Genomic DNA, 23,821 nt, shown 5'->3' with positions numbered 1-23,821 from the left:
GTCGTCCATCTCACCTTTCCGGAGTTCCGCATGATCCGAACGGCGATCCCTGCCCTGCTGCTGACCCTCTCGCTGGCCGCCTGCTCCTCGCCCGAGACCGACGAACAGACCGCCGCCGCCGAACAGTCCCAGGCCGCGGCCAGCGATGCGGCCACGCCGCCCGCCGCCGCCCCTGCACCGGCCGAACTCGCCGGCAGCTGCGACGACACCCAGGCGCAGTGGATCATCGGCAAGACGCCGACGGAGAAGGATGTCGAACAGGCCAAGAGCGACAGCAAGTCCGACGCCGTGCGCAGCCTGAAACCGGGTGACGCCGCGACGATGGACTTCAACCCGAACCGCCTGAACATCATCCTGGACGAGAAGGGCGCGGTCGCCTCGGTCAACTGCGGCTGACGCATCGCGACAGCCTCGCGGAACCTTGAACCGCTCGCGGCAACGCGGGCGGTTTTTCGTTGTCCGGCACGCACGTTTTTGTCGCGCAAAAAGTTGCTTCTGCAACCAACAAGTGGTGTGTCAGAGGTGTTGTTGCGGCGTCGCAACATCTATGGTCTAGTCGGATTTCCGGTGACATTTCGAAGTGCCGCTGCGCGGGCAGGGCACGGTGTCGCCGTCACTCCGGTTTGAGGCAAGACATGGCCCCTCGCCATCGCCAAGGCGGCTTTGACCCCGGTCTCTACGACCCCAACGACGAACGCGATGCCTGCGGCTTCGGCATGATCGCGCAGCTCGACGACCAGCCCTCGCGCGCGCTCGTCGACACCGCCATTGCCGCGCTCTCGCGCATGACCCATCGCGGCGGCGTCGCCGCCGACGGGCTGACCGGCGACGGCTGCGGCCTGCTGATCCGCAAACCGGAGGCCTTCCTCCGCGCGCTCGCCGCCGAATCCGGCATCGACCCCGGCGCGCGCTTCGCCGCCGGCCTGGTGTTCCTGCCGCACGACGACGCATTGGCCGCGCAGTGCCGCGCGACCCTGGAGGCGGAGCTGTTCCGCGCCGGCGTGGCGGTGAAGGGATGGCGCGTGCCGCCGATCGACGACGCGGTATGCGGACAGCTGGCCAAGGACACCCTGCCGCGCATCGAGCAGCTGTTCGTGGAGGCGGGCGCCGAACAGAGCGGCGACGCCTTCACGCTGGCGCTGTTCCTCGCACGCCGCCGCAGCGAACAGCAGCTGCGCGTGCCGGCGCCCGACTTCTACGTGGTGACGCTGTCGCCGCATGCCATCGGCTACAAGGGCATGGTGCTGCCGGACAAGCTGGCGACGTTCTATCCGGATTTGCAGCGCGGCGAGTTGGCCAGCAGCGCGGTGGTCTTCCACCAGCGCTTCTCCACCAACACGCTGCCGCGCTGGCCGCTGGCGCACCCGTTCCGCCTGTTGGCGCACAACGGCGAGATCAACACCATCGAGGGCAACCGTCGCTGGGCGCAGGCGCGCAGCAAGGTGTGGAAGACGCCGCGCTTCGATATCGGCGAGTTCGACCCGGTCATTTCGATGCACGGCTCGGATTCGCAGAGCCTGGACAACATGCTGGAGCTGCTGGTCGCCGGCGGCATGGAGCTGATCCAGGCGCTGCGCATCCTGGTGCCGCCGGCCACGCAGTCGCTGGAATTCAAGGACGCCGACCTGGCCGCGTTCTACGAGTTCTACGGGTTGAACACCGAGCCGTGGGACGGCCCGGCCGGTATCGTCTCGATGGATGCGCGTTACGCCGCGTGCACGCTGGATCGCAACGGCCTGCGCCCCGCGCGCTGGATGCTGACCAGCGACCGCCACTTCATCGTCGCCAGCGAAGCCGGCGTGTGGGAAGTGCCGGCCGAACGGGTGACCCGCAAGGGCAAGCTCGGTCCGGGCGAGATGATGGCCATCGACCTCAAGCGCGGCGACCTGCTCGACAGCGAGGCGGTGGACCGCATCAACCGCGGACGCGCGCCGTACAAGCAGTGGCTGAACCAGGGCGTCACCTACCTGCAGACCGAGCTGATCGATCCGTCGCTGGTCGAGGAGCCGTTCGACGAGCGCACGCTGCGCGGCTACCACAAGCTGTTCCAGCTCTCGACCGAGGAAGTGGAGCAGGTGCTGCGCCCGTTGGCCGAGACCGAGCAGGAAGCCACCGGGTCGATGGGCGACGACACGCCGATGGCCGTACTGAGCCGGCAGACGCGCCCGTTGTACGACTACTTCCGCCAGGCGTTCGCGCAGGTCACCAACCCGCCGATCGATCCGCTGCGCGAAGACTGCGTGATGTCGCTGACCACCCAGCTCGGACGGGAGACCAACATCTTCCACGCCGGCCCGGAGACGGTGAACCACGTCATCCTCAACTCGCCGGTGCTGAGCCAGCGCAAGCTGCGGCAGCTGCTGAAGATGCCGCAGTACGTCGAGAAGAACCGTCTGATCGACCTGTCCTACGCGCCGGAGGAAGGCCTCAAGGCCGGTCTGGAACGGATCTGCCGCGAGGCCGAGCAGGCCGCGCGCGCCGGCGACGTCATGCTGCTGCTGTCGGACCGCTACCCGCAGCCGGGCCGGCCGATGGCGCATGCCCTGCTGGCCACCGGCGCCGTCCATCATCACCTGTGCCGCGTGGGCCTGCGCTGCGACGTCAACCTGATCGTCGAAACCGGCACGGCGCGCGATCCGCACCACATGGCGTGCCTGATCGGCGTGGGCGCCACCGCGGTGTATCCGTACCTGGCGTACCAGACGCTGTTCGACCTGGGCCGCCGCGGCATCCTCCAGTTGAAGAAGGGCGGCGAGCAGGCGCAGATTGGCCGCAGCTACCGCAAGGGCATCTACAAGGGCCTGTCGAAGATCATCTCGAAGATGGGCATCTGCACCATCAGCAGCTACCGCGGCGCGCAGCTGTTCGAGATCGTCGGCCTGGATCCGGAGGTCGTCGACCTGTGCTTCGCCGAAACGCCGTCGCGGATCGGCGGCGTCGGCTTCGAACGCCTCGACCTGGAAGCGCGCCAGCTGGACGCGCGCGCCTGGAACGACCGCGAATCGCCCGAGGTCGGCGGCCTGCTGAAGTACGTCCACGGCGGCGAGTACCACATGTACAACCCGGACGTGGTGATGACGCTGCAACGTGCGACGCGCACCGGCGACGCCCGCGACTGGCAGGCCTACGCGGATGCGGTGAACTCGCGGCCGCCGTCCGCGCTGCGCGACCTGCTGCAGCTGAAAAAGGCCGACACGCCGACACCGCTGCACGAGGTGGCCGACGCAACCGACCTGCTGCGCCGCTTCGACACCGCAGCGATCTCGCTGGGCGCGCTGTCGCCTGAGGCGCACGAAGCGCTCGCCATCGCGATGAACCGCCTCGGCGGCCGCAGCAACTCGGGCGAAGGCGGCGAAGACCCTGCGCGTTACGGCACCGAGAAGCGCAGCAAGATCAAGCAGGTCGCCTCCGGCCGCTTCGGCGTGACCCCGGAATACCTGGTCAACGCCGAAGTGCTGCAGATCAAGGTCGCCCAGGGCGCCAAGCCCGGCGAAGGCGGCCAGCTGCCGGGCCACAAGGTCAACGAGCTGATCGCGCGCCTGCGCTACGCCAGGCCCGGCATCGGCCTGATCTCGCCGCCGCCGCATCACGACATCTATTCGATCGAAGACCTCGCCCAGCTGATCTACGACCTCAAGCAGGTCAACCCCAGCGCGCTGGTCTCGGTGAAGCTTGTCAGCCATGCCGGCGTGGGCACCATTGCGGCAGGTGTGGTGAAGGCAGGCGCGGACCTGATCACCATTTCCGGCCACGACGGTGGCACCGGCGCCAGCCCGGTGAGCTCGATCCGCTATGCCGGCGTGCCGTGGGAACTCGGCGTGGCCGAAGCCCACCATGCGCTGGTGGTGAACCAGCTGCGCGACCGCACCGTGCTGCAGACCGACGGCGGCCTGAAGACCGGCCTGGACGTGGTCAAGGCCGCGCTGCTCGGCGCCGACAGCTTCGGCTTCGGTACCGGCCCGATGATCGTGCTGGGCTGCAAGTACCTGCGCATCTGCCACCTCAACAACTGCGCCACCGGCGTGGCCACGCAGGACGAGCGACTGCGTACGCAGTACTTCACCGGCCTGCCCGAGCGCGTGGAGAACTTCTTCCGCCTGCTGTCCGAGGAAGTGCGGCAGTGGCTGTCGTATCTGGGGGCGCGCTCGCTGGACGAGATCGTCGGCCGCACCGACCTGCTGCAGCAGCTCGACGTAGCGCCGCGAGAAGGCGTGCGCATCGATCTGTCGCGCCTGCTGAAAGGCGCACAGGTCGACAGCAGCGGCTGTGCGGCGCAGCGCCTGTACGAGTCGCCCGACAGCCTGGCCACCCAGCTGGACGGCCTGTTGGCCGAACCGATCCGCACCAAGAGCGGCGGCGACCACCGCTTCCTGATCCACAACACCGACCGCAGCATCGGCACCCGCCTGTCCGGCGCCATCGCGCGCGCGCATGGCAACCATGGCATGGCCGACGCGCCGTTGAACCTGCGCTTCCGCGGCAGCGCCGGCCAGAGCTTCGGCGCCTTCAACGCCGGTGGCCTGCTGATGGAGCTGGAGGGCGAAGCCAACGACTACGTGGGCAAGGGCATGGCAGGCGGCCGGCTGGTGGTGCGTCCGCCGCGGGGCGCGCGCTTCGAGGCGCGCAACACGCCGATCATCGGCAACACGTGCCTGTACGGCGCGACGGGCGGCGAACTGTTCGCCGCGGGTCGGGCGGGCGAACGCTTCGCGGTGCGCAACTCCGGCGCGCTGGCGGTCATCGAAGGCGCCGGCGACCACTGCTGCGAGTACATGACCGACGGCATCGTGCTGGTGCTGGGCAGGGTGGGTCTGAACTTCGGCGCCGGATTCACCGGCGGACTGGCCTATGTCCTCGACCTGGACCGCGACTTCGTCGACCGCTACAACCATGAGCTGATCGACATCCACCGCATCAGTCCGGAAGGCTTCGAGAGCCACCGCCAGCACCTGCACACGCTGGTCACCCGCCACCGCGAACTGACCGGCAGCATCTGGGCGCAGCAGATCCTCGATGAGTTCCGCGACTACGTGGGCAAGTTCTGGCTGGTGAAGCCGAAGGCGGCAAGCATCGATTCGTTGAGCGAGACGTTGCGGAGGGCTGCGTGATGCGCCCCGGACCGTCATTCCGGCGAACGCCGGAATCCATTTTGATCCTGCCTCTGAAGATGGCCGCGCGAGGCAAGAGGGATCCCAGCGTTCGCTGGGATGACGGCAGAAACCTATTGATGAAGAGCCGCACCCCATGAGCAAGAAGCACGTCTTCCAGTTCCTCGATCTGCCGCGGACGATGCCGCAGCGCATCCCGCTGGAACTGCGCACGTCCGGCGACTGGGGCGAGCTGTACGGCAGGTTCGGCAAGGAGGAGGCGCAATACCAGGCCGGCCGCTGCCTGGACTGCGGCAATCCGTACTGCAGCTGGAAGTGCCCGGTGCACAACGCCATCCCGCAGTGGCTGCAGCTGGTGCAGGAGAACCGCATCGAGGAAGCCGCGGCGCTCTGCCATTCGACCAACCCGCTGCCGGAAGTCTGCGGCCGCGTCTGTCCGCAGGACCGCCTGTGCGAAGGCAGCTGCACGCTGGAGGAGTTCGGCGCGGTCACCATCGGCGCGGTCGAGAAGTACATCGTCGATACCGCGCTGGCCAATGGCTGGCGGCCGGACCTGAGCGACGTGCAGCCCACCGGCAAGCGCGTGGCGGTGATCGGCGCGGGGCCGGCGGGCCTGGGCTGCGCCGACCGGCTGGCGCGTGCCGGCATCCAGGCCGTGGTCTACGACCGCTACGAACAGATCGGCGGCCTGCTGCAGTTCGGCATCCCCAGCTTCAAGCTCGACAAGAACGTCATCGCGCAGCGCCGCGAGGTGCTGGAAGGCATGGGCGTGGAATTCCGCCTGGGCGTGGAGGTCGGCCGCGACATCACGCTGGCACAGCTGCTGGACGACTACGACGCGGTGTTCCTGGGCACCGGCGCCTACCGCTATACCGACGGCCGCCTGCCCGGCCAGGACCTGGACGGCGTGCTGCCGGCCCTGCCCTTCCTGGTGCAGAACGGCCGCATCATCAGCGGCAACGATCCGTGGGGCCGTCCCATTGCCGGTTGGGAGGACCAGCTGCAACTGCCCGACCTGCACGGCAAGCGCGTGGTCGTGCTCGGCGGCGGCGATACCGGCATGGACTGCGTGCGCAGCGCGATCCGCCTGGGTGCGGCCAAGGTCACCTGCGCCTACCGCCGCGACGAGGCGAACATGCCCGGTTCCGCGCGCGAGGTCGCCAACGCGCGCGAGGAAGGCGTGCGCTTCCTGTTCAATCGCCAGCCGCTGGCCATCGTGGCCGGCGTGGACGGCAAGCTCGCCGGTGTGCAGGTGGTCGAGACGAAGCTGGGCGAACCGGATGAACGTGGCCGCCAGAGCGCCGTGCCGATCGAAGGCAGCGAATCGGTGCTGGAGGCGGACGTGGTGATCATCGCGTTCGGTTTCTCGCCGACGGTGCCGGCATGGTTGGCCGAGGTTGGCGTGGAAGGCACGCCGAACGGCCGCATCGTCGCCGGTGGCGGCGACCGCCTGCCGTTCCAGACCACGCACCCGAAGCTCTTCGCCGGCGGCGACGCCGTCCGTGGCGCGGACCTGGTGGTCACCGCGGTCGCAGAGGGACGCGATGCGGCGGGGAGCATCGTCACCCTGCTCTCGTAGAGCGGAGCTTGCTCCGCTGCTTCTGATTCTGCGGTTTTCGGCAGCCGAGCAAGCTCGGCTCTACGCTAGACTCGCAATACCCTCGTCCACCTGATCGAACATGCGCCTCGGCCTGGCCGCCAACCGCCTGCACCACCACACCGAGGACGCGGCGCTGTTCCGCTGGCTGCGTGCCTGCGAACCCGGCATCCGCGACCTGCAACTCGCGCTGCATGCGGTCGGCCGCACGCATGATGCGATCGCCGCCGCCGGCATGCTGCGCGGCTACGACGGACTCAGGCGCTATCCCTACGGGCGCGATGGCGGCCTGATGAAGCTGGTGGCGGAAGTCGTCGGGCTGGAAGGCGCGGAACGCAGCCTCGACGGCGCGATCTACTTCATCGATCCGGTCGATCCGTCTTCGATCTTCCCCGAGGCCACGGCGCTGAAGCGCCAGTGCGTGATCCATGGCAAACCGTTCCTGTCGACGGTCGCCTCGGCGCGCGACTGGGTGGAGATGGAACGCATCCATGCGGGCCTGGCGCCCGACCCGACCGCGGACCGCTTCCACGCGCTGGAATCTCAGACCCTGGCGCTGATCGCGCACGATGCCATGAAGCCGCAGATGCTCGCCTTCGCCGACGCGCACTTCGACGTGCTGTCCCGCTTCGCCCACCGCATGGCCACCGGCACCACCGGCCAGCGCCTCAACGAACTGGCCTGGAGCCGCGGCTGGCCGCAGGACACGCCGTGGGTGGAACGCTTCCAGAGCGGCCCGCTCGGCGGCGACGCGCAGATCGCCGACCGCGTGCTGGAGCACCGTTGCCAGCGGGTGATCTTCTTCGAGGACCCGCACGTGGCACGCCAGCACGAGGCCGACATCCAGCTGCTCGAGCGCGCGGTGACCACGGTGACCGATGAAGCGGTGTGCACCACCTCGCTGGCGGTGGCGAAAAGGTGGTGCGAGGCGGTGAACAAGCGCGGGATTCTTGTAGGAGCGACGTAAGTCGCGACCGCACGCCCGGACTACCTTCGGACCCGAACCACACCCATCGACAGGACGAGATAGTTCAGCCATTACGGTCGCGACTTACGTCGCTCCTACAGGAACGGCAGAACGCATGAACACCCCCTCCCGCCACCTGCTGAAGGACCTTTCCCTGTCCGCCATCGCGGCCGGCTTCGTCACCGTCCTGGTCGGCTTCGCCAGCTCGGCGGTGATCGTGTTCCAGGCGGCGCAGTCGCTGGGCGCCTCGCCGGAAGAAATCTCCTCGTGGATGTGGGCGCTCGGCCTGGGCATGGGACTGACCTGCATCGGCCTGTCGTTGCGCTACCGCATGCCGGTGGTGACCGCGTGGTCCACGCCCGGCGCGGCCATGCTGATCGGCAGCGTCGCCGGGCTGCCGCTGTCGGATGCGATCGGTGCGTTCCTCATTTCGGCATTGCTGATCGCGGTGTCGGGCTTCTCGGGTTTCTTCGAACGGATGATCAGCCGCATCCCGGTCTCGCTGGCGTCCGGCATGCTGGCCGGCGTGCTGCTGCGCTTCGGCATCGACGCGTTCGCCGCAATGAAAACGCAGCTGGGCATGGTACTGACGATGTTCGCGGTATATCTGCTCGCCCGCCGTCTGCTGCCGCGTTACGCCGTGATCCTGACCCTGCTGGTCGGGATCGCCTTCGCTGCCGGACTTGGGCTGCTGCGCGTGGACGGCCTGTCCCTGCAGCTGGCGAAGCCGGTCTTCACCACGCCGACATTCTCGCTCGTCGCCATCGTCGGCATCGCTTTGCCGCTCTTCATCGTGACGATGGCGTCGCAGAACGTCTCCGGCGTGGCGGTGATCCGCGCGTCGGGGTATGCGATCCCGATCTCCCCCGTCGTCGGCTGGACCGGCGTGGTCAACCTGCTGCTGGCGCCGTTCGGCGCGTTCGCGCTGAATCTCGCCGCGATCACCGCCGCGATCTGCATGGGCCGCGAAGCACACGAGGATGCCTCGCGTCGTTATGTGGCCGCCATCGCGGCCGGCGTGTTCTATCTGGTCGTCGGCCTGTTCGGCGCCACGGTGGCGGCGCTGTTCGCTGCGTTCCCGAAGGAGCTGATCCTCGCGATCGCCGGTATTGCCCTGCTGGGCACCATCGGCAACAGCCTGGCGGCGGCATTGCGCGAGGAAGCCGAGCGCGAGCCTGCGCTGGTGACGTTCCTGGTCACGGCCTCGGGCCTGTCGCTTGCAGGCATCGGCTCCGCGTTCTGGGGTCTGCTGGCGGGCGTGATGACGCTGATGGTGCTGCGTCGCACCTGACCCACGTTCGCATTCCGCTCATGCGGGTGAACGCGGCGTGGAGTGTTCAGTTTCAGCGGCTCGGATTCACCTGCGGGTGATGGGGGCGTGGGCAGGATCGGCCCACCATCCTCACAGGAGATTCCCAATGAAGAACGTTCACCCGCGCCATCGACTGCTGACCGTGGCCGCACTCGCCGCATTGTCGGGCGCCGCCTTCGCGCAGGCGCCGGCACCGACGGCCGGCAAGGACGCCCTGAAGGAACCGCAGGTGCGCGCCCTGCTCACCGAGAGGGGCTACACGAACATCGACGACCTCGATTTCGAGGACGGCATGTGGGAAACGGATGCCACCAGCGCCAATGGCGACCGCGTGGACGTGCGCATCAATCCGGCCACCGGCGACGTGATCGCCGAGAAGCTCGTGTCCGACCTCAGCGAGAACGATGTGAAAGCCAAGCTGACGGCCGCCGGTTATTCCAAGATCCATGACGTCGACTTCGACGACGGCGTCTGGAAGGCCGAGGCCGAACGCGCCGATGGCAATGACGTCGAGATCCACCTGGCCGCCAACACCGGCGAGATCATCCACGTCGAGAACGATTGATCATCGCGCAGGCCGCGTAACGGAGAAGGCCGCCCTTGGGCGGCCTTCTTCGCATCACTGCGCTGCCGCTGATGGCGGCCGGGCAAAGCGCCAGCCCACCAGCCAGCCGATGGCGAGCAGTAGCGCCGCCAGCAACCACGGTGCGCCCGGCAGGTGCGCGGGCGCCGCCTTGCCGATGAACAGCGCGAACGTGCCGGCGAACATCATCGGCCCCACGATGCCGGCCAGGCTGACCAGACTCATCAGCGCGCCCTGCACGCGGCCCTGCACGTCGGCGCCGACCTGCCGGGTGATCAACGCCTGCGTGGCCGGGCCGGCCAGGCCCCACAGCGCGCTGATCGGCAGACCGATCAGGAACATCCAGCCCAGGTCCGCCATGCCATAGATGCAGAAGCCGACCACGCCGCAGGCCAGCCCGAACAGCAGCGTGCGGCGTTCGCCGAACTTCGGCACGACGCGACCGACAAGACCCGCCTGCACGATCACGCTGCACACGCCGACGGCAGCGAGTACCCAGGCGACCTGTCGTTCGTTCCAGCGATACTGGTATTCGGCGAACAGCACGAACACACTGGGATAGACGTAGTGCGCCAGGTTCGCGATCAGCACCACCGCCGCCAGGCCGAACACCTGGGGATAGCGCTTGAGCAACACCATCGACCCGACCGGATTGGCGTGCGACCAGTCGAACTTCGCCGTGCGGCGCTCCTTCGGCAACGACTCCGGCAGCACGAACCAGCCATACAGGAAGTTCAGCAGCGCGAGTCCGGCCGCGAACCAGAACGGCAGCCGCAGGTCGATGGCGCCGAGCTGGCCACCGATGATCGGGCCGATGATGAAGCCCACGCCGAACGCTGCACCGATCATGCCGAACGCCTGCGCGCGTTTTTCCGGCGCGGTGATGTCCGCGATGTAGGCATTGGCCGTGGTGAAGCTGGCCGAGAACACGCCGGAGAAGATGCGGGCGACCAGCAGCCACGGCAGCGACTGCGCCAGCGCCATCAGCACGAAGTCGATACCCAGGCCCAGGCAGGACAACAGGATGACGGGGCGGCGACCGAAGCGGTCCGACAGCGCGCCCTGGATCGGCGTGCAGACGAACTGGATGGCGGCGAACAGCATGCCGAAGGTGCCCACCCACCACGCCGCCTGCGCGAAATCGCCACCGGTGAACTGGCGGACCAGGCCGGGCAGGACGGGAATGATCACGCCGAAGGACAGGATGTCGATCAGCACGGTGATGAAGATGAAGACCAGGGCGGCGCGGCGGCCGGCGGGTGCGGAAGCTTCGGCGTTCACGGAACGGAACCGGCGAAAAGGTGCGCAAGTGTAGGGCATCGGACCGCCGCCCACCGTGCCGGCGCCTGTAGGAGCGCCCTCGGGCGCGATGCTTCTGCTCCCGAACCTGGGCGAAAAAAGCATCGCGCCCGAGGGCGCTCCTACAACCGCGTCACCGAGATCACCTGGCTTAGCCGGTGCCGCTGTCCCGGCTCCAGCTCGATGGCGTCCTCGCCGGCATTCGCGGCCTCCAGGCAGAGGAACTTCTGCCACCCATCACCGGGCAGGTCGGCAATGGCGCGGGTCCCGGCCTCACCGGGATTCCACACCACCAGCGAACGGCTGCCGAAGGTGTCCAGCCGGATGCGCCGACCACCCGCGGGATCGATCAGCTCGAACCGATGACCGGTGCCGGTGTAGATCCGATCGCTGCGGCCGGGATCGCGCGCATCGTTCAGTGACCAGTCGCCGGACTGCGCGTGCGTATCGCCGTCGTACTTGTCCGCGTAGCGAAGGCCATCCAGGCCGGTGACTGCCACCTGCGTCGCGTCGGCGACACGGAAGTATGTGTGCAGCGCCTGGGTCAGCGTCACCGCCGACTCGCCGCGGTGCACGGTGTCCAGGCTTTGCCGGAGCTCGCGCCCGACCCGCACCGTCTGGACCAGCTCCAGCGGCACGCCCTCGCGCAGCGGCAGCGCCAGCATGAGCACGACGCTGCCGTCGGCTTCGCGCTTCACCTCCTTCAATGGCCAGCGCGAGACGCGCGCATGGCCATGCTGGGGTGCATCGTCCGGCTGTCCCTGTCGGCCGAAGTAGGGCCAGCACACCGGCACGCCGCCGCGGATCGCCTTCGGCGGCATCGCCGTGGTCGGCGACAGCCACAGCAGATCGTCGAACCCGGCGGGCGCAAACGACAGCACCTGTCCGCCATGCAGGCTGATGCGGGCGGTGGACGACGGCGTCTCGACGCGGAGTACGTCGATGTCGTGCCAGACCTCGCGGGTGATGCCATCGGGGAGCGCGCTCATGGCGTTCCTCGCTGCGGTGGTGCGACCGGCGGCCCTTCCGCCTTCAGCGCGGCGAGGATCTTCGCCCCCGCGCGGCCATCGGCGGGCTGCAGGCCCAGACGCTGCTGTTCAAGGACGATCGCGCGCCGCGTCTGCGTGCCGATCATGCCGTCCGCGGTACCGATCGCATGCCCGCGCGCCAGCAGCAACGTCTGCAGTTCTCGGCGTTGCGGACGGCCCAGGCCTGGGTCGTCCGTCGGCCACCCCGTCAGCAGCCCCTTGCCGCCGCGCAGGCGGTCGGCCAGCAGCGCGATGGCCAACGCATAGCTTTCGGCCGCGTTATACGAATAGATCGCGTCGTAGTTCTTGAACACGAGGAACGCCGGCCCCGTGACGCCGGTGGGCACCAGCACCGCCGCTGCGCGGTCATCCGCCGGTAACGGCTGCCCGTCGACGCGGGCGACCCCCTGCGTGACCCACTGGGTCAATGGTTTGCGGTTCGTGCGGCCGGCCTGCGCGACATCGAAGCCTGCAGGCAACTGCACTTCGTAGCCCCACGGCTCGCCGGTACGCCAGCCGGACTTCACCAGGTAGTTTGCGGTCGAGGCCAGCGCGTCGGGAATGCTGTCGATCAGGTTGCGTCGCCCATCGCCATCGAAGTCGACCGCGATGCGTTCGTACGTGCTGGGCATGAACTGCGTGTGGCCGAACGCCCCGGCCCACGATCCGGTCAGTCCGTCGGCACGGATGTCGCCGGCCTGCAGCAGCTTCAGCGTGGTGAGGAATTCGCCGCGGAAGAACGCCTGTCGCCGGCCGAAGCACGAGAGCGTCGACAGCGACACCAGCAGCGGTCGCTTGCCGAATACGCGGCCGTAGTCGCTCTCCACGCCCCACACCGCGACGACGGTGGCGGGGTCCACGCCATAGGCCTGCGATACCCGGCCCAGGAGTTCGGCGTGCGTGGTCAGCATGGCCTGTCCATCGCTCACGCGCTGGTCGTCGACCAGGGCCGCCAGATAGTCCCACAGCGGCGTGGTGAACTCGGGCTGCGCATCCAGCAGGCCCAGCACGCTCATGTCGGCGGCCAGGCCGTGCGTGTACGTGTCGAAACTGGCCGTCGTGACGCCCTGCTTCTCGGTGACGCCGCGCAGGCGGGTCATGCAGGTGGCGAACAGCGGGTCCGGCGCGGGTGTCGGCGCCGCCGGGTCAGGCGCCGGGGTGACAGGCAATGGACGCGGTGGCGTTGCACCGGATGCAGGCAGCGTCTGCGCGATGGCGGGAACCACCATCGCCATCGACAGCAGCAGGACGGTCGCGTTGGACCTCATCTCGGCCTCCCTGGCCTTCTGGGGGGAGGCGCCACTTTGCCCTGTGCGACGCGCGATTGCGACCCTGCAGTACCGTCAGCGCACCTCGATCCGGTATTCCACCACCTCCACCGGCGGCCGCGTCTCCCAGGGCCGCCGGTATTCCAGACGCACGGTCGTCTCGCCGGCCTTTTCCGCCCGGAACCACCAACGCGCGATCGACGAAGCGCCGGGCATCGGCGGCTGTGTATCCATCGGCGGCGGCGTGGCCGGGCCCGGGGTGCGCGCCAGGACGGGAGCCCCGTCTGCGGTGAACTCCCACTGATAGCCGGTGCTGGCGTTGGACATCAGGGCGATCTCCAGGACCTGACCGACCCGCATCGCCACCGGCGCCGTGCCCGCGGGGCGGACGATGCCGTCGTCCGGCAACGTGTCGGGTGGTCCGCCATCCGCCGCCGCTCCGCTGGCGCAGGCCGACAGCAGCACGCACAAACCGGTGACCCCCCATGCCCTCATCGTCGCGCCCTCAGTAGAAACGGGTGCGTTATACACCGCCGCTTTAGGCCCCGTCCGTAGAATGGCCGCATGAACAACACCCCCCAGGATTCCTCGCTGGGTCGCGAGGTGGCGTATCCCGCGCACTACGACCCCACCCTGCTGTTTCCCATCCCGCGCCAGGGCGCGCGCGATGAGATCGGCATCGCCGCCGATGCCCTGCCTTTCGTCGGCCACGACCGCTGGCATGCCTACGAACTGAGCTGGCTGGATGCCCGCGGCAAGCCGCGCGTGGCCACCGCCACCCTGACGGTGCCGTGCGCATCGCCCTGCCTGATCGAATCCAAGTCGCTCAAGCTCTACCTCAACTCGCTCAACAGCACGCGCTTCAACAGCGACGCCGCGGTGCTGGAGCGCATCGCCACCGACCTGTCGGCCCGCGCCGGCGCGGACGTGGGTGTGGTATTCGGCCTGCCGCCGCTCGCCGAGGCACCCGAGGGCGAATCGATCGATGGCGTGGATGTGGAGATCGACCACTACGGCCCCCCGCGCGCCGAGTTCCTGGCCGCCGATCCTGAAGTACAGGTCGACGAGACGCTGTCATCGGAACTGCTGAAATCGAACTGTCCGGTGACCGGCCAGCCCGACTGGGCGACCGTGGTCATCCGCTACCGCGGCCCGCGCATCGACCGCGTCGAGTTGCTGCGCTACCTGGTGAGCTTCCGCGACCATGCCGAATTCCACGAGCAGTGCGTCGAAAGGATCTTTCACGATGTGTTGACGCACTGCCGGCCTTCGTCGCTGTCCGTCGAAGCGCGCTACACCCGTCGCGGCGGGCTGGACATCAATCCGTGGCGTGCCACGGCCGACATGGAGGTCCCGCCGATGAAGCGCGACCTGCGGCAGTAATGTTGCACAACTAACAATTGAGGCGATTTCACGCGCGCGCTATGGTTTCTTAACAGCGCGCGTGCAACGCTTGCTCATCCCAACAGCCCGCCAGGAAGGGTGGTTGCCATGAGCACAGAGAAGAAGGCCGATTTCTCGGACGTCAGCGCGAAGGTGACGTCAACCGAACAGATCGTCGAGAAAGCGGATTTCTCCGACGTCAGTGCGCGCGTCGAGAGCACCGAAGAGATCGTGGGTCAGCAGACCTACACGATCGAGAAGGGCGACACGCTTTCCAAGATCGCGAAGCAACACCTCGGCAACGCCAATGCGTGGAAGCAGATCTTCGAAGCCAATCGCGACACCATCGACGATCCCGACCGCATCTTCCCCGGGCAGGTGATCAAGCTGCCGCCCAAACCCGCTGACGCCTGATTGGCACCACTTTTTCAGAAGGATCGAACCCATGAAACAGAACCGCATTTCCTACGCCCTGGCCGCCGCGCTGGTCGGCACCGTCGCTCTGGTCGGTTGCAAGAAGAAGGAAGAACCCGTCGTCGCGCCGCCGGCCGCCGTTGAACCGGCGCCTGCACCCGCCGAACCCGCACCTGCCCCCATGCCCATCAGCGCGACCAGCGTCACCGTCGGCAACACGATTGCAGCGGACAAATCTGTCGCGGCCGTTGGCATGTTCGGCGTGAAGGACAAGATCGTCGTGTCGGTCAAGACCGACGCCACCACGCCGGCCGACGCGACCATCGAGGCCAAACTGACCTTCCAGGACGGCCAGGAAGCCGCCAAGCAGTCCACGACCGTTAAGGCCGAGGACGCGGGCACCACCAACATCGAGTTCACCAAGGCCACTGATTGGCCCGCCGGCAAGTACAAGGTCGACGTGACCTTGAACGGCCAGCCGGTCGGCATGACCCAGGAAATCGAAGTCAAGTAATCCGCAAGGCAAGTCTCTCTCCCACGTGTGTGGGGCAAGCTCGGGCGTGGAGGAATCCACGCCCGCTTTTTTTTGCGCGGATACCGGCTTCGGAAAGTTCCACCCGCAACCTTCCCGGCGTGACCGGCCGTGCGTGGAAAGCCCGGTCCCGTCCATACCCCCTCGTTTTGCCCTGCGTGCGGCGGCGCGCGACAATGGCGCGCTGAGTTCCCCATCGCCCCTTGTCGAGAGCCCTTGTCCCCATGTCGGATACGCCCCGCATCATCTACACCCTCACCGATGAAGCCCCGTTCCTCGCCACTCAGTCGCTGCTGCCCATCGTCGAGGCGTTCACCGCACCCGCCGGCATCGCCGTGGAGACCCGCGACATCTCGCTGGCCGGCCGCCTCCTGTCGCAGTTCCCCGACTACCTGAGCGATGCGCAGAAGATCAGCGACGACCTGGCCGAGCTGGGCCAGCTGGCGACGCAGCCGGAAGCCAACATCATCAAGCTGCCCAACATCAGCGCCTCGGTGCCGCAGCTGAAGGCCGCCATCAAGGAGCTGCAGTCCCAGGGCTACCCGCTGCCGGACTACCCGGACGAACCGAAGGACGACAAGGAAAAGGACGCCAAGGCGCGCTACGACAAGGTCAAGGGCAGCGCGGTGAACCCGGTGCTGCGCGAAGGCAATTCCGACCGCCGCGCACCGCTGTCGGTCAAGAACTTCGCCCGCAAGCATCCGCACCGCATGGGCGCGTGGAGTGCGGATTCCAAGTCGCACGTCGCCCACATGGCCGCCGGCGACTTCTTCGGCAGCGAACAGTCGGCCACGCTGGCCGCCGATGGCGCGCTGAAGATCGAACTGGTCGCCGCCGACGGCACGGTCACCGTGCTGAAGGACAAGGTGAAGGTGAAGGCGGGCGAGATCGTCGATGCATCGGCGATGAGCCGCAAGGCGCTGGCCGCCTTCGTGGCCGAACAGATCGCCGATGCGAAGGCGCAGGGCGTGCTGTTCTCGCTGCACCTCAAGGCCACGATGATGAAGGTCTCCGACCCGATCATGTTCGGCGTGGTCGTCAACGAGTTCTACAAGACGGCGCTGTCCAGGCACGCCGCGCTGCTGGAGCAGATCGGCTTCGACGCCAACAACGGCATCGGCGACCTGTACGCGCGCCTGGGCGCGCTGCCGGCCGATCAGCAGGAGGCGATCAAGGCCGACCTGCAGGCCGTGTATGCGGACAGCCCCGCCCTGGCGATGGTCAACTCCGACAAGGGCATCACCAACCTGCACGTGCCCAGCGACGTGATCGTCGACGCCTCCATGCCGGCGATGATCCGCGACTCCGGCAAGATGTGGAATGCCGAAGGCAAGCTGCAGGACACCAAGGCCGTCATCCCCGACCGCTGCTACGCCGGCATCTACCAGGCGGTGATCGAGGACTGCAAGGCGAACGGCGCGTTCGACCCGGCCACGATGGGCAGCGTGCCCAATGTCGGCCTGATGGCGCAGAAGGCCGAGGAGTACGGCAGCCACGACAAGACCTTCCAGATCCCCGCCGATGGCACCGTGCGCGTCACCGACGATGCCGGCCAGGTGGTGTTCGAACAGAAAGTGGAAGCGGGCGACATCTGGCGCATGTGTCAGACCAAGGATGCGCCGATCCAGGACTGGGTGAAGCTGGCCGTCGGCCGCGCGCGCCTGAGCAGGACGCCGGCGATCTTCTGGCTGGACAAGTCCCGCGCGCACGATGCGCAGGTGATCGCCAAGGTCGAGCGCTATCTGAAGGACTACACCACCGACAATCTCGACATCCGCATCCTGCCGCCGGTCGAGGCCATGAAGGTGTCGCTGGAGCGCATCCGCAAGGGCCAGGACACGATTTCGGTGACCGGCAATGTGCTGCGCGACTACCTGACCGACCTGTTCCCGATCATGGAGCTGGGCACCAGCGCCAAGATGCTGTCGATCGTGCCGCTGATGGCCGGCGGCGGCCTGTTCGAGACCGGCGCCGGTGGTTCCGCACCGAAGCATGTGCAGCAGTTCCTGGAAGAGGACTACCTGCGCTGGGATTCGCTGGGCGAATTCCTCGCGCTGGCGGCGTCGCTGGAGCACCTGGGCCAGCGCTACCTCAACACGCCGGCGAAGGTACTGGCCAATGCACTGGACGTGGCCAACGGCCGCATCCTGGACGAGAACAGGTCACCCGCGCGCAAGGTCGGCGAGCTCGACAACCGTGGCAGCCACTTCTACCTGGCCCTGTACTGGGCGCAGGCGCTGGCCGCGCAGGACGAGAACGCCGAACTGAAGGCGAAGTTCGCGCCGCTGGCGAAGACGCTGGCCGACAACGAAGCGACCATCCTCGCCGAGTTGAACGGCGCGCAGGGCAAGGCGATCGACATCGGGGGCTACTATCACCCCGACCTCGCCAGGACCGCCGCCGCGATGCGACCGAGCAAGATGTTCAACGAGGCGCTGGCCGCGCTGTAAGGCACCGTCCAGCCGCCGCTGCATCACCGACGCCCGGCTTCACGCCGGGCGTCTTGTTTCGGGTCGGTTCCGGTGGGAGCGACGTCAGTCGCGATGAACCGCCGCGGTGGCCAATCGCGACTGACGTCGCTCCCACGCTGGCGGGTGCTCAGCGGAACATCGACAGCGAGGTCATCGCGCGCAGGCGGCGTGCGCCCAGCCGCTGTACCGCTTCACGATGGCGGGCCTGGCCTGCTGCGTCGTGGACGTGGTGCCGGTGGACGGGTTCCGGCAGCGGGCTGTCGTCATGGGCGATATGGCCTTGCAGGAACAGCATGCCCTGGCTCATTCCACCCAGCTGCTGCCACCACTGCTTCCTGGTTCCGGTTTGCATGGGACTGCTCCGTGGCGCCGGTGTCCGGCTTGAAGGACTCCCAAGGTAGGCGCATGATTCGCTGCGAAAAAGCGAAAGCTCCGCAAGCCAGCCTTGAGGTGTGTTCAAGATGAGCCGACTTCCCCTGGACCAGGTGGATGCCTTCGTCACGGCCGCGCGCCTGCGCAACCTGACCCGTGCCGCCGAGGCCATGCACCTCACCGTGAGCGCGCTGAGCCACCGCATGCGCCTGCTGGAACAGCGGCTAGGCCACAAGCTGCTCGCACGGGGCCCGCGCGGCGTGGAACTGACGCCCGACGGGCAGCGCCTGTTCGATGCGATCTCCGGGCCGCTCGACACCATCGACCACGCCCTGCGGCGCGCGACGCTGCGCAACGACCACACGGTGACGCTCAGCCTCATCCCCTCCATGGCCACGGCCTGGCTGGTGCCGCGCCTGCCGGCGTTCCTTGCCGCGCATCCCGAGCTGGGCCTCAACCTGCAGTCGAGCACGCACGTGGTCGACTTCGAGCGCGAGCCCGTCGACCTCGCCCTGCGGCTGGGCGGCGGACGCTGGGCGAACGTGCACGCGGAATTCCTGTTCCCCGAATGGATCACGCCGGTCGCCAGCCCGGCGCTTCTGAAGCAGCACGGCCGGCCGGCGCCGGACCAGATGGCCAAGCTGCCGCTGCTGGGCGATCCGGCCAACCGCTGGAAGGACTGGTTCGAGCATTTCGGCGGTCAGCCGCCGGCGCGCTACGTGGCGCAGTTCGATGACACCGAGACCTTGCACCAGGCCGCCGCGCAGGGTGTGGGTGTGGCGCTGGCGCGCTGGACGCTGGCCGAGCCGCTGGTGAAGGCCGGGCGGTTGGTGACGCTGACGAAGAAGCGCCTGCAGGCCGACTTCGCCCACTACCTGGTGTATCCGGAACGCAGCCTGGGCCATCCGGGCTTCCGCAAGGTGCGCGGTTGGCTGCTGGAGCAGGCCGGCGTGGCGGTGGAGCGATGACTCCAGCACGTCCCCGCTAACATCGCGCGCATGGTTCCCGCCGACGCCATCGCCCGCCTGATCCACGACGCGTTCGCGGACTACCACGCGCGGTTCGCCGAGATCACCCGGCGGGCGAAGACGCGGTTCGAGACGCAGGACTGGGCTGCTGCGCGCGCCGATGCCGTCGAACGCATCGAACTGTACGACCAGTGCATCGCCGAATGCGCGCTGCGGCTGCAGTCGGTCCTGCTGGGGCAGGCCCACGACCGGTCGCTGTGGATGGCCGCACGTGGTGCGTTCGAGGCGCTGGTCGCCGGACAGATCGACCAGGAGCTCTACAAGACCTTCTACAACACGCTCAGCCGGCGCTTCTTCCGCATCCGCGGCGTGGACCCGGCCCTGGAGTTCGTCGCGCTCGACGTCGAGCCCACCGATGCGATCACCCATCCGGTCGCGCGCCACAGCTATGCGGTGTCGGAGCAGCGGCCGACCGAGACCTTCGCGCGGGTGCTGGCGGACTACGGCTTCGACGTGCCCTACGCGCACCGCACGCGCTGCGCAGCGGCCATCGCGGTGCGGCTGCAGGACGACCTGGCGCACTGGGGCGCCCAGCCTGTACGCGCCATCGAACTGCTGGATACCGTGTTCTACCGCGAGCGCCGCGCCTACCTGGTGGGCCGCGTGTTCGGCGAGCACCGGTTCTCGCCGTGCGTGATCGCCCTGGTCAACGACGGCGGCCAGCTGAAGGCGGAAGCTGTGCTGACCCGCCGGGCCGACGTGGCGCACCTGTTCGGCACCTCGCGCAGCTACTTCCATGCCGACCTGGCGACGGTCGGCGACGCGGTGGTGTTCCTGCGCTCGCTGCTGCCGGGCAAGCCGATCGACGAGATCTACACCGTGCTGGGCCGTGCCAAGCAGGGCAAGACCGAACGCTACCGCACCTTCTTCCACCATTTCGCCGCGCAGCCGGACGAACAGCTGGTGCATGCCGAAGGCACGCGCGGGATGGTGATGGCGGTGTTCACCCTGCCCAGCTATCCGCTGGTGTTCAAGGTGATCCGCGACCGCTTCGCCTACCCCAAGGCGATGAGCCGGCAGGACGTGGAGGACAAGTACGACTTGGTCTTCCATCTGGACCGCGTCGGTCGCCTGCTGGACACGCAGACGTTCCGCTACCTGCGCTTCCCGCGCGCACGCTTCGCGCCCGCCCTGCTGGATGAACTGCGCGAAAGCTGCGGGCACAGCCTGAGCGAAGATGGCGACGACCTGATCGTCCACCTGTGCTACGTGCAGCGCAGGCTGCGGCCCTTGAACCTGTACCTGCGCGAGCAGAAGGCCGAGGCCGGGCGCGCGGCCGCGCTCGACTACGGCCAGGCCATCAAGGACATGGCGCGCAACAACATCTTCCCCGGCGACATGCTGCTGAAGAACTTCGGCGTATCGCGGCACGGACGCGTGGTGTTCTACGACTACGACGAGCTGCGGCTGGTCACCGACTGCCGCTTCCGCGACTGGCCGCAGGCCACGACCTACGAAGAGCAGATGGCCGATGCGCCTTGGTTCCATGTGGATGCGGGCGATGTGTTCCCGGAGCGGTTCCCGCAGTTCCTCGGCCTGCCCGAGACGCAGGCGAAGGCCTTGAAGGCCGCGCACGGCGACCTGTTCCGTCCGGCCTGGTGGCGCGACCTTCAGTCGCACCTCGCCGCCGGCGACTATCCCGATACTCCTCCCTATCCGGACGCGCTCAGGCTGGCGTGACGGCGCGCAAGTCCGCGCAACAGGCGGCGCGTTACCCTAGCCGCACCGAGGAGACCGCCTTCCCGCCATGAGCACCTACCGCCTCGACTCGATCTTCCGCCCGCGCGCCGTGGCCGTGGTCGGCAGCCAGTCGCGCCCGCGTTCGGTGGGCCGCGCGGTGGTGGAGAATCTGCTTGCCTCCGGCTTCAGCGGCCCCATCGGCCTGGTCAACAAGCATCCCTCGCCGATGGACGGCGTGGCGACCGTGCGCCACCTGCATGAGCTGCCGTGGACGCCGGACCTGGTGGTGATCGCCACGCCGGCGGCGACCGTGCCGCAGCTCGCCGCCGAGGCGGCCGAGAAGGGCGCCGCCGCGGTGGTCGTACTGACCGCCGCGATGGGCAGCGGCCCGGGTTCGCCGGCTGCGCAGTTGGAGGCGCTGACGCGCGAGAAGGGCCTGCGCGTGCTCGGCCCGAATTGCCTGGGCGTCATCGCGCCGCATGCGCGCCTCAACGCCAGCCTCGCCAGCCGCTTCCCGAAGGCGGGCGACCTGGCGCTGATTTCCCAGTCCGGCGCCATCTCCGGCGGGCTGGTGGAATGGAGCATGAGCCAGCCGGTCGGCTTCTCCGCCGTGGTGTCGCTGGGCGATGCGCTGGACGCGGATTTCGCCGATCTGCTGGACTACTTCGCCACCGACAGCCGCACGCGCGCCATCCTGCTGTACGTGGAAGCCATCCGCGATGCGCGCAAGTTCATGTCGGCCGCGCGCGCGGCGGCGCGCACCAAGCCGGTGGTGGTGGTGAAGTCCGGCCATGGCGGGAGTCCGCTGGTCACGCCGGCCGGCAGCACGCATACGCAGAACCTGGCGCGACCCAACGCGGTCTACGGCGCCGCCTTCCGACGGGCGGGGCTGTTGCGCGTTCGCTCGCTGCACGAGCTGTTCGCCGCGGCGCGCACGCTGGGCCAGGTCCGCCCATTCCAGGGCCGGCGGCTCGCCATCCTCACCAACGGCGGCGGCGTCGGTGCGCTCTCGGTCGACCACCTGTACGAACAGGGCGGCACGCTGGCCACGCTGTCCGAGACCACGCGCGATGCGCTGGACCGCATCCTGCCCGTGGGCTGGTCGCGCACGAATCCGGTGGACCTGCTGACCGACATCGATGCCGACCGCTACGCCGCGACGATCGAGGCGCTGCTGGCCGACCCCGGCAACGACGCCTTGCTCGCAGTCAACGTGCCCACGGTGTTGTCGTCGTCATCGGAAGCGGCCCACGCCGTCACCCGCGTGCTGTCGCAACGGCCGGGCCACGGCACGCAGAAGCCGGTCTTCACCGTCTGGCTGGGCAACGACCCGCAGGCCGAAGCCCTGCTCGACGCCGCCCAGGTGCCGCGCTATCCGAACGAGTCGGACGCCGTCGCCGGCTTCATGCACCTGGTGCGCCACCGCGAGGTGCAGGCCGCGCTGATGGAGACGCCGCCCAGCCTGCCGGAGGACTTCAGTCCCGACGTGGCCCTGGCGCGCGCCTTGGTCGACGCCGCGCTGGATGCCGGCCAGACCTGGCTGGATCCGCTGGCCACCACACAGCTGCTCGCCGCGTACGGCATCCCGATGGCGCCGCTGTGGCGCGCCGACGACGCCGACGACGCCGCCCGCATCGCGGCGCCGCTGCTGGCCGAGGGGGCGACGGTGGCGGTGAAGATCCTCTCGCCCGACATTCCGCACAAGTCCGATGTGGACGGCGTCCGCCTCAACCTGGCGAACGCCAGCGCCGTGCGCGAGGCGGCGGCCGGCATCCTGCAGCGCGCCCGCGAACGCCGACCCGAGGCGCGCATCGAAGGCGTCCTGGTGCAGCCGACGGTGTTGCGGCCGAAGGCGCGCGAGCTGATCGCCGGTATCGCCGACGACCCCGTGTTCGGACCGGTGATCGCCTTCGGTCGGGGCGGCACCGCCGTGGAAGTGATCAACGACCAGGCCGTCGCCCTGCCACCGCTGGACCTGCGCCTGGCGCACGAGCTGATCGCGCGCACCCGCGTGTCGCGTGTGCTGAAGGCCTACCGCGACGTGCCGGCCGCCGACGAGCGCGCCGTCGCGCTGGTGCTGGTGAAGCTGGCGCAGCTGGCGGCTGATATCCCCGAGATCCAGCAGCTCGACATCAACCCGCTGCTGGCCGACCGCGAAGGCGTGGTGGCCGTCGATGCCCGCATCGCGGTGGCGCGCGGGCGTGCGCTGCACAAGGGCCGCGGCCATCCGCGCTTCGCCATCTTCCCGTATCCGAAGGAATGGGAACGCACCATCGAGCTCGCCGATGGCCAGCCGGCGCTGGTGCGCCCGGTACGGCCGGAAGACGATGCGATGTTCCGCGAATTCTTCACCCACGTGACCGACGAAGACCTGCGCCTGCGCTTCTTCCAGTCGGTGCGTCACTTCAGCCACGAATTCATCGCGCGCCTGACCCAGCTCGACTATGCGCGCTCGATCGCGCTGGTGGCGATCCATCCGCAGACGCACGAGATGCTGGGCGCGGTGCGCCTGCACGCGGACGCGAACTACGAGAAGGGCGAGTACGGCATCCTGGTGCGCTCGGACCTGAAGGGCCACGGCATCGGCTGGAAGCTGATGCAGATCATGATCGAGTACGCGCGATGGCTGGGCCTGAAGGTCATCGAGGGCCAGGTGCTGCGCGAGAACCGCACCATGCTGGCGATGTGCGAAAGCCTGGGCTTCACCGTGAAGCTGGATCCCGACGATCCCACCCTGATGAACGTCAACCTGCCGGTAGCGGCGAACGCATAGGCTCGC

General features: G+C 68.3%; 18 protein-coding genes. 13 read left to right on the top strand and 5 right to left on the bottom strand.

Annotation, left to right across the window (positions count from 1 at the left end; all coding sequences use genetic code 11):
* Positions 1-30 precede the first annotated feature (30 nt).
* From V8246_RS12665 to V8246_RS12640, 6 genes are all read left to right on the top strand, one after another.
* On the top strand, positions 31-396 hold the full coding sequence (locus V8246_RS12665; protein ID WP_336189476.1) for an I78 family peptidase inhibitor: 366 nt from the start codon (positions 31-33) through the stop codon (positions 394-396).
* Positions 397-635: 239 nt separating this feature from the next.
* The gene (gltB, locus tag V8246_RS12660; RefSeq protein ID WP_336189475.1) at positions 636-5,108 is read left to right on the top strand and encodes a glutamate synthase large subunit; all 4,473 of its coding nucleotides are present in this window, start codon (positions 636-638) and stop codon (positions 5,106-5,108) included.
* A gap of 136 nt (positions 5,109-5,244) precedes the next feature.
* Positions 5,245-6,687, top strand: a complete 1,443-nt coding sequence (locus V8246_RS12655; protein ID WP_336189474.1) for an FAD-dependent oxidoreductase — start codon at positions 5,245-5,247, stop codon at positions 6,685-6,687.
* Positions 6,688-6,787: 100 nt separating this feature from the next.
* Positions 6,788-7,672: a methylglyoxal synthase gene (locus tag V8246_RS12650; protein ID WP_336189473.1), complete on the top strand. Its 885-nt coding sequence runs from the start codon at positions 6,788-6,790 to the stop codon at positions 7,670-7,672.
* A gap of 115 nt (positions 7,673-7,787) precedes the next feature.
* On the top strand, positions 7,788-8,963 hold the full coding sequence (locus V8246_RS12645) for a benzoate/H(+) symporter BenE family transporter (protein WP_336189472.1): 1,176 nt from the start codon (positions 7,788-7,790) through the stop codon (positions 8,961-8,963).
* Between the two features lie 127 nt (positions 8,964-9,090).
* A complete protein-coding gene (locus tag V8246_RS12640; protein WP_336189471.1) occupies positions 9,091-9,549 on the top strand; it encodes a PepSY domain-containing protein in 459 nt (152 codons plus the stop codon).
* 54 nt (positions 9,550-9,603) lie between these two features.
* On the opposite strand, the gene V8246_RS12635 is transcribed toward V8246_RS12640, so the two are convergent.
* The 4 genes from V8246_RS12635 to V8246_RS12620 form a co-directional block, all read right to left on the bottom strand.
* Positions 9,604-10,887 (bottom strand): TCR/Tet family MFS transporter, encoded by a 1,284-nt coding sequence (locus V8246_RS12635; RefSeq protein ID WP_336189470.1) that lies wholly within the window; start codon positions 10,885-10,887, stop codon positions 9,604-9,606.
* A 101-nt stretch (positions 10,888-10,988) separates the two neighbouring features.
* Entirely contained in the window at positions 10,989-11,855 is an 867-nt protein-coding gene (locus V8246_RS12630) for a D-hexose-6-phosphate mutarotase (protein WP_336189469.1), read from the bottom strand.
* Complete coding sequence (locus tag V8246_RS12625) at positions 11,852-13,162, bottom strand: lytic murein transglycosylase (RefSeq protein ID WP_336189468.1); 1,311 nt, start codon at positions 13,160-13,162, stop codon at positions 11,852-11,854. The genes V8246_RS12630 and V8246_RS12625 overlap by 4 nt, the downstream gene beginning before the upstream one ends.
* Positions 13,163-13,237: 75 nt before the next feature.
* On the bottom strand, positions 13,238-13,657 hold the full coding sequence (locus V8246_RS12620) for a protease inhibitor I42 family protein (protein WP_336189467.1): 420 nt from the start codon (positions 13,655-13,657) through the stop codon (positions 13,238-13,240).
* Between the two features lie 69 nt (positions 13,658-13,726).
* Between V8246_RS12620 and queF the strand changes: the two genes are divergently transcribed.
* From queF to V8246_RS12600, 4 genes are all read left to right on the top strand, one after another.
* Positions 13,727-14,545: an NADPH-dependent 7-cyano-7-deazaguanine reductase QueF gene (queF, locus tag V8246_RS12615; RefSeq protein WP_336189466.1), complete on the top strand. Its 819-nt coding sequence runs from the start codon at positions 13,727-13,729 to the stop codon at positions 14,543-14,545.
* Positions 14,546-14,653: 108 nt separating this feature from the next.
* Entirely contained in the window at positions 14,654-14,959 is a 306-nt protein-coding gene (locus V8246_RS12610) for a LysM peptidoglycan-binding domain-containing protein (protein ID WP_336189465.1), read from the top strand.
* A gap of 31 nt (positions 14,960-14,990) precedes the next feature.
* Positions 14,991-15,473 (top strand): hypothetical protein, encoded by a 483-nt coding sequence (locus V8246_RS12605; RefSeq protein ID WP_336189464.1) that lies wholly within the window; start codon positions 14,991-14,993, stop codon positions 15,471-15,473.
* A 242-nt stretch (positions 15,474-15,715) separates the two neighbouring features.
* Positions 15,716-17,941: an NADP-dependent isocitrate dehydrogenase gene (locus V8246_RS12600; RefSeq protein WP_336189462.1), complete on the top strand. Its 2,226-nt coding sequence runs from the start codon at positions 15,716-15,718 to the stop codon at positions 17,939-17,941.
* A gap of 148 nt (positions 17,942-18,089) precedes the next feature.
* Here the strand turns inward: V8246_RS12600 and V8246_RS12595 are convergent, their stop codons facing one another.
* Positions 18,090-18,314 (bottom strand): hypothetical protein, encoded by a 225-nt coding sequence (locus V8246_RS12595; RefSeq protein WP_336189461.1) that lies wholly within the window; start codon positions 18,312-18,314, stop codon positions 18,090-18,092.
* Positions 18,315-18,423: 109 nt separating this feature from the next.
* On the opposite strand from V8246_RS12595, the gene V8246_RS12590 reads away from it, so the two are divergent.
* The 3 genes from V8246_RS12590 to V8246_RS12580 all read left to right on the top strand — a co-directional run bounded on the left by V8246_RS12590 (position 18,424) and on the right by V8246_RS12580 (position 23,815).
* A complete protein-coding gene (locus V8246_RS12590; protein ID WP_336189460.1) occupies positions 18,424-19,302 on the top strand; it encodes a LysR substrate-binding domain-containing protein in 879 nt (292 codons plus the stop codon).
* Positions 19,303-19,332: 30 nt separating this feature from the next.
* Positions 19,333-21,042 carry a bifunctional isocitrate dehydrogenase kinase/phosphatase gene (gene aceK / locus V8246_RS12585; RefSeq protein ID WP_336189459.1) on the top strand — a complete coding sequence of 570 codons (1,710 nt, stop codon included), beginning with the start codon at positions 19,333-19,335 and terminating at the stop codon, positions 21,040-21,042.
* Between the two features lie 67 nt (positions 21,043-21,109).
* Positions 21,110-23,815, top strand: coding sequence for a bifunctional acetate--CoA ligase family protein/GNAT family N-acetyltransferase (locus V8246_RS12580; protein ID WP_336189458.1), 2,706 nt, complete (start codon positions 21,110-21,112; stop codon positions 23,813-23,815).
* Positions 23,816-23,821 lie beyond the last annotated feature (6 nt).

Source organism: Pseudoxanthomonas sp. F11, from assembly GCF_037046485.1.
In the GTDB taxonomy this organism is placed as follows: Bacteria; Pseudomonadota; Gammaproteobacteria; order Xanthomonadales; family Xanthomonadaceae; genus Pseudoxanthomonas_A.
The sequence above is the reverse complement of the archived record's forward strand: the minus strand, read 5'-3'. Positions and strand labels throughout refer to the sequence as shown.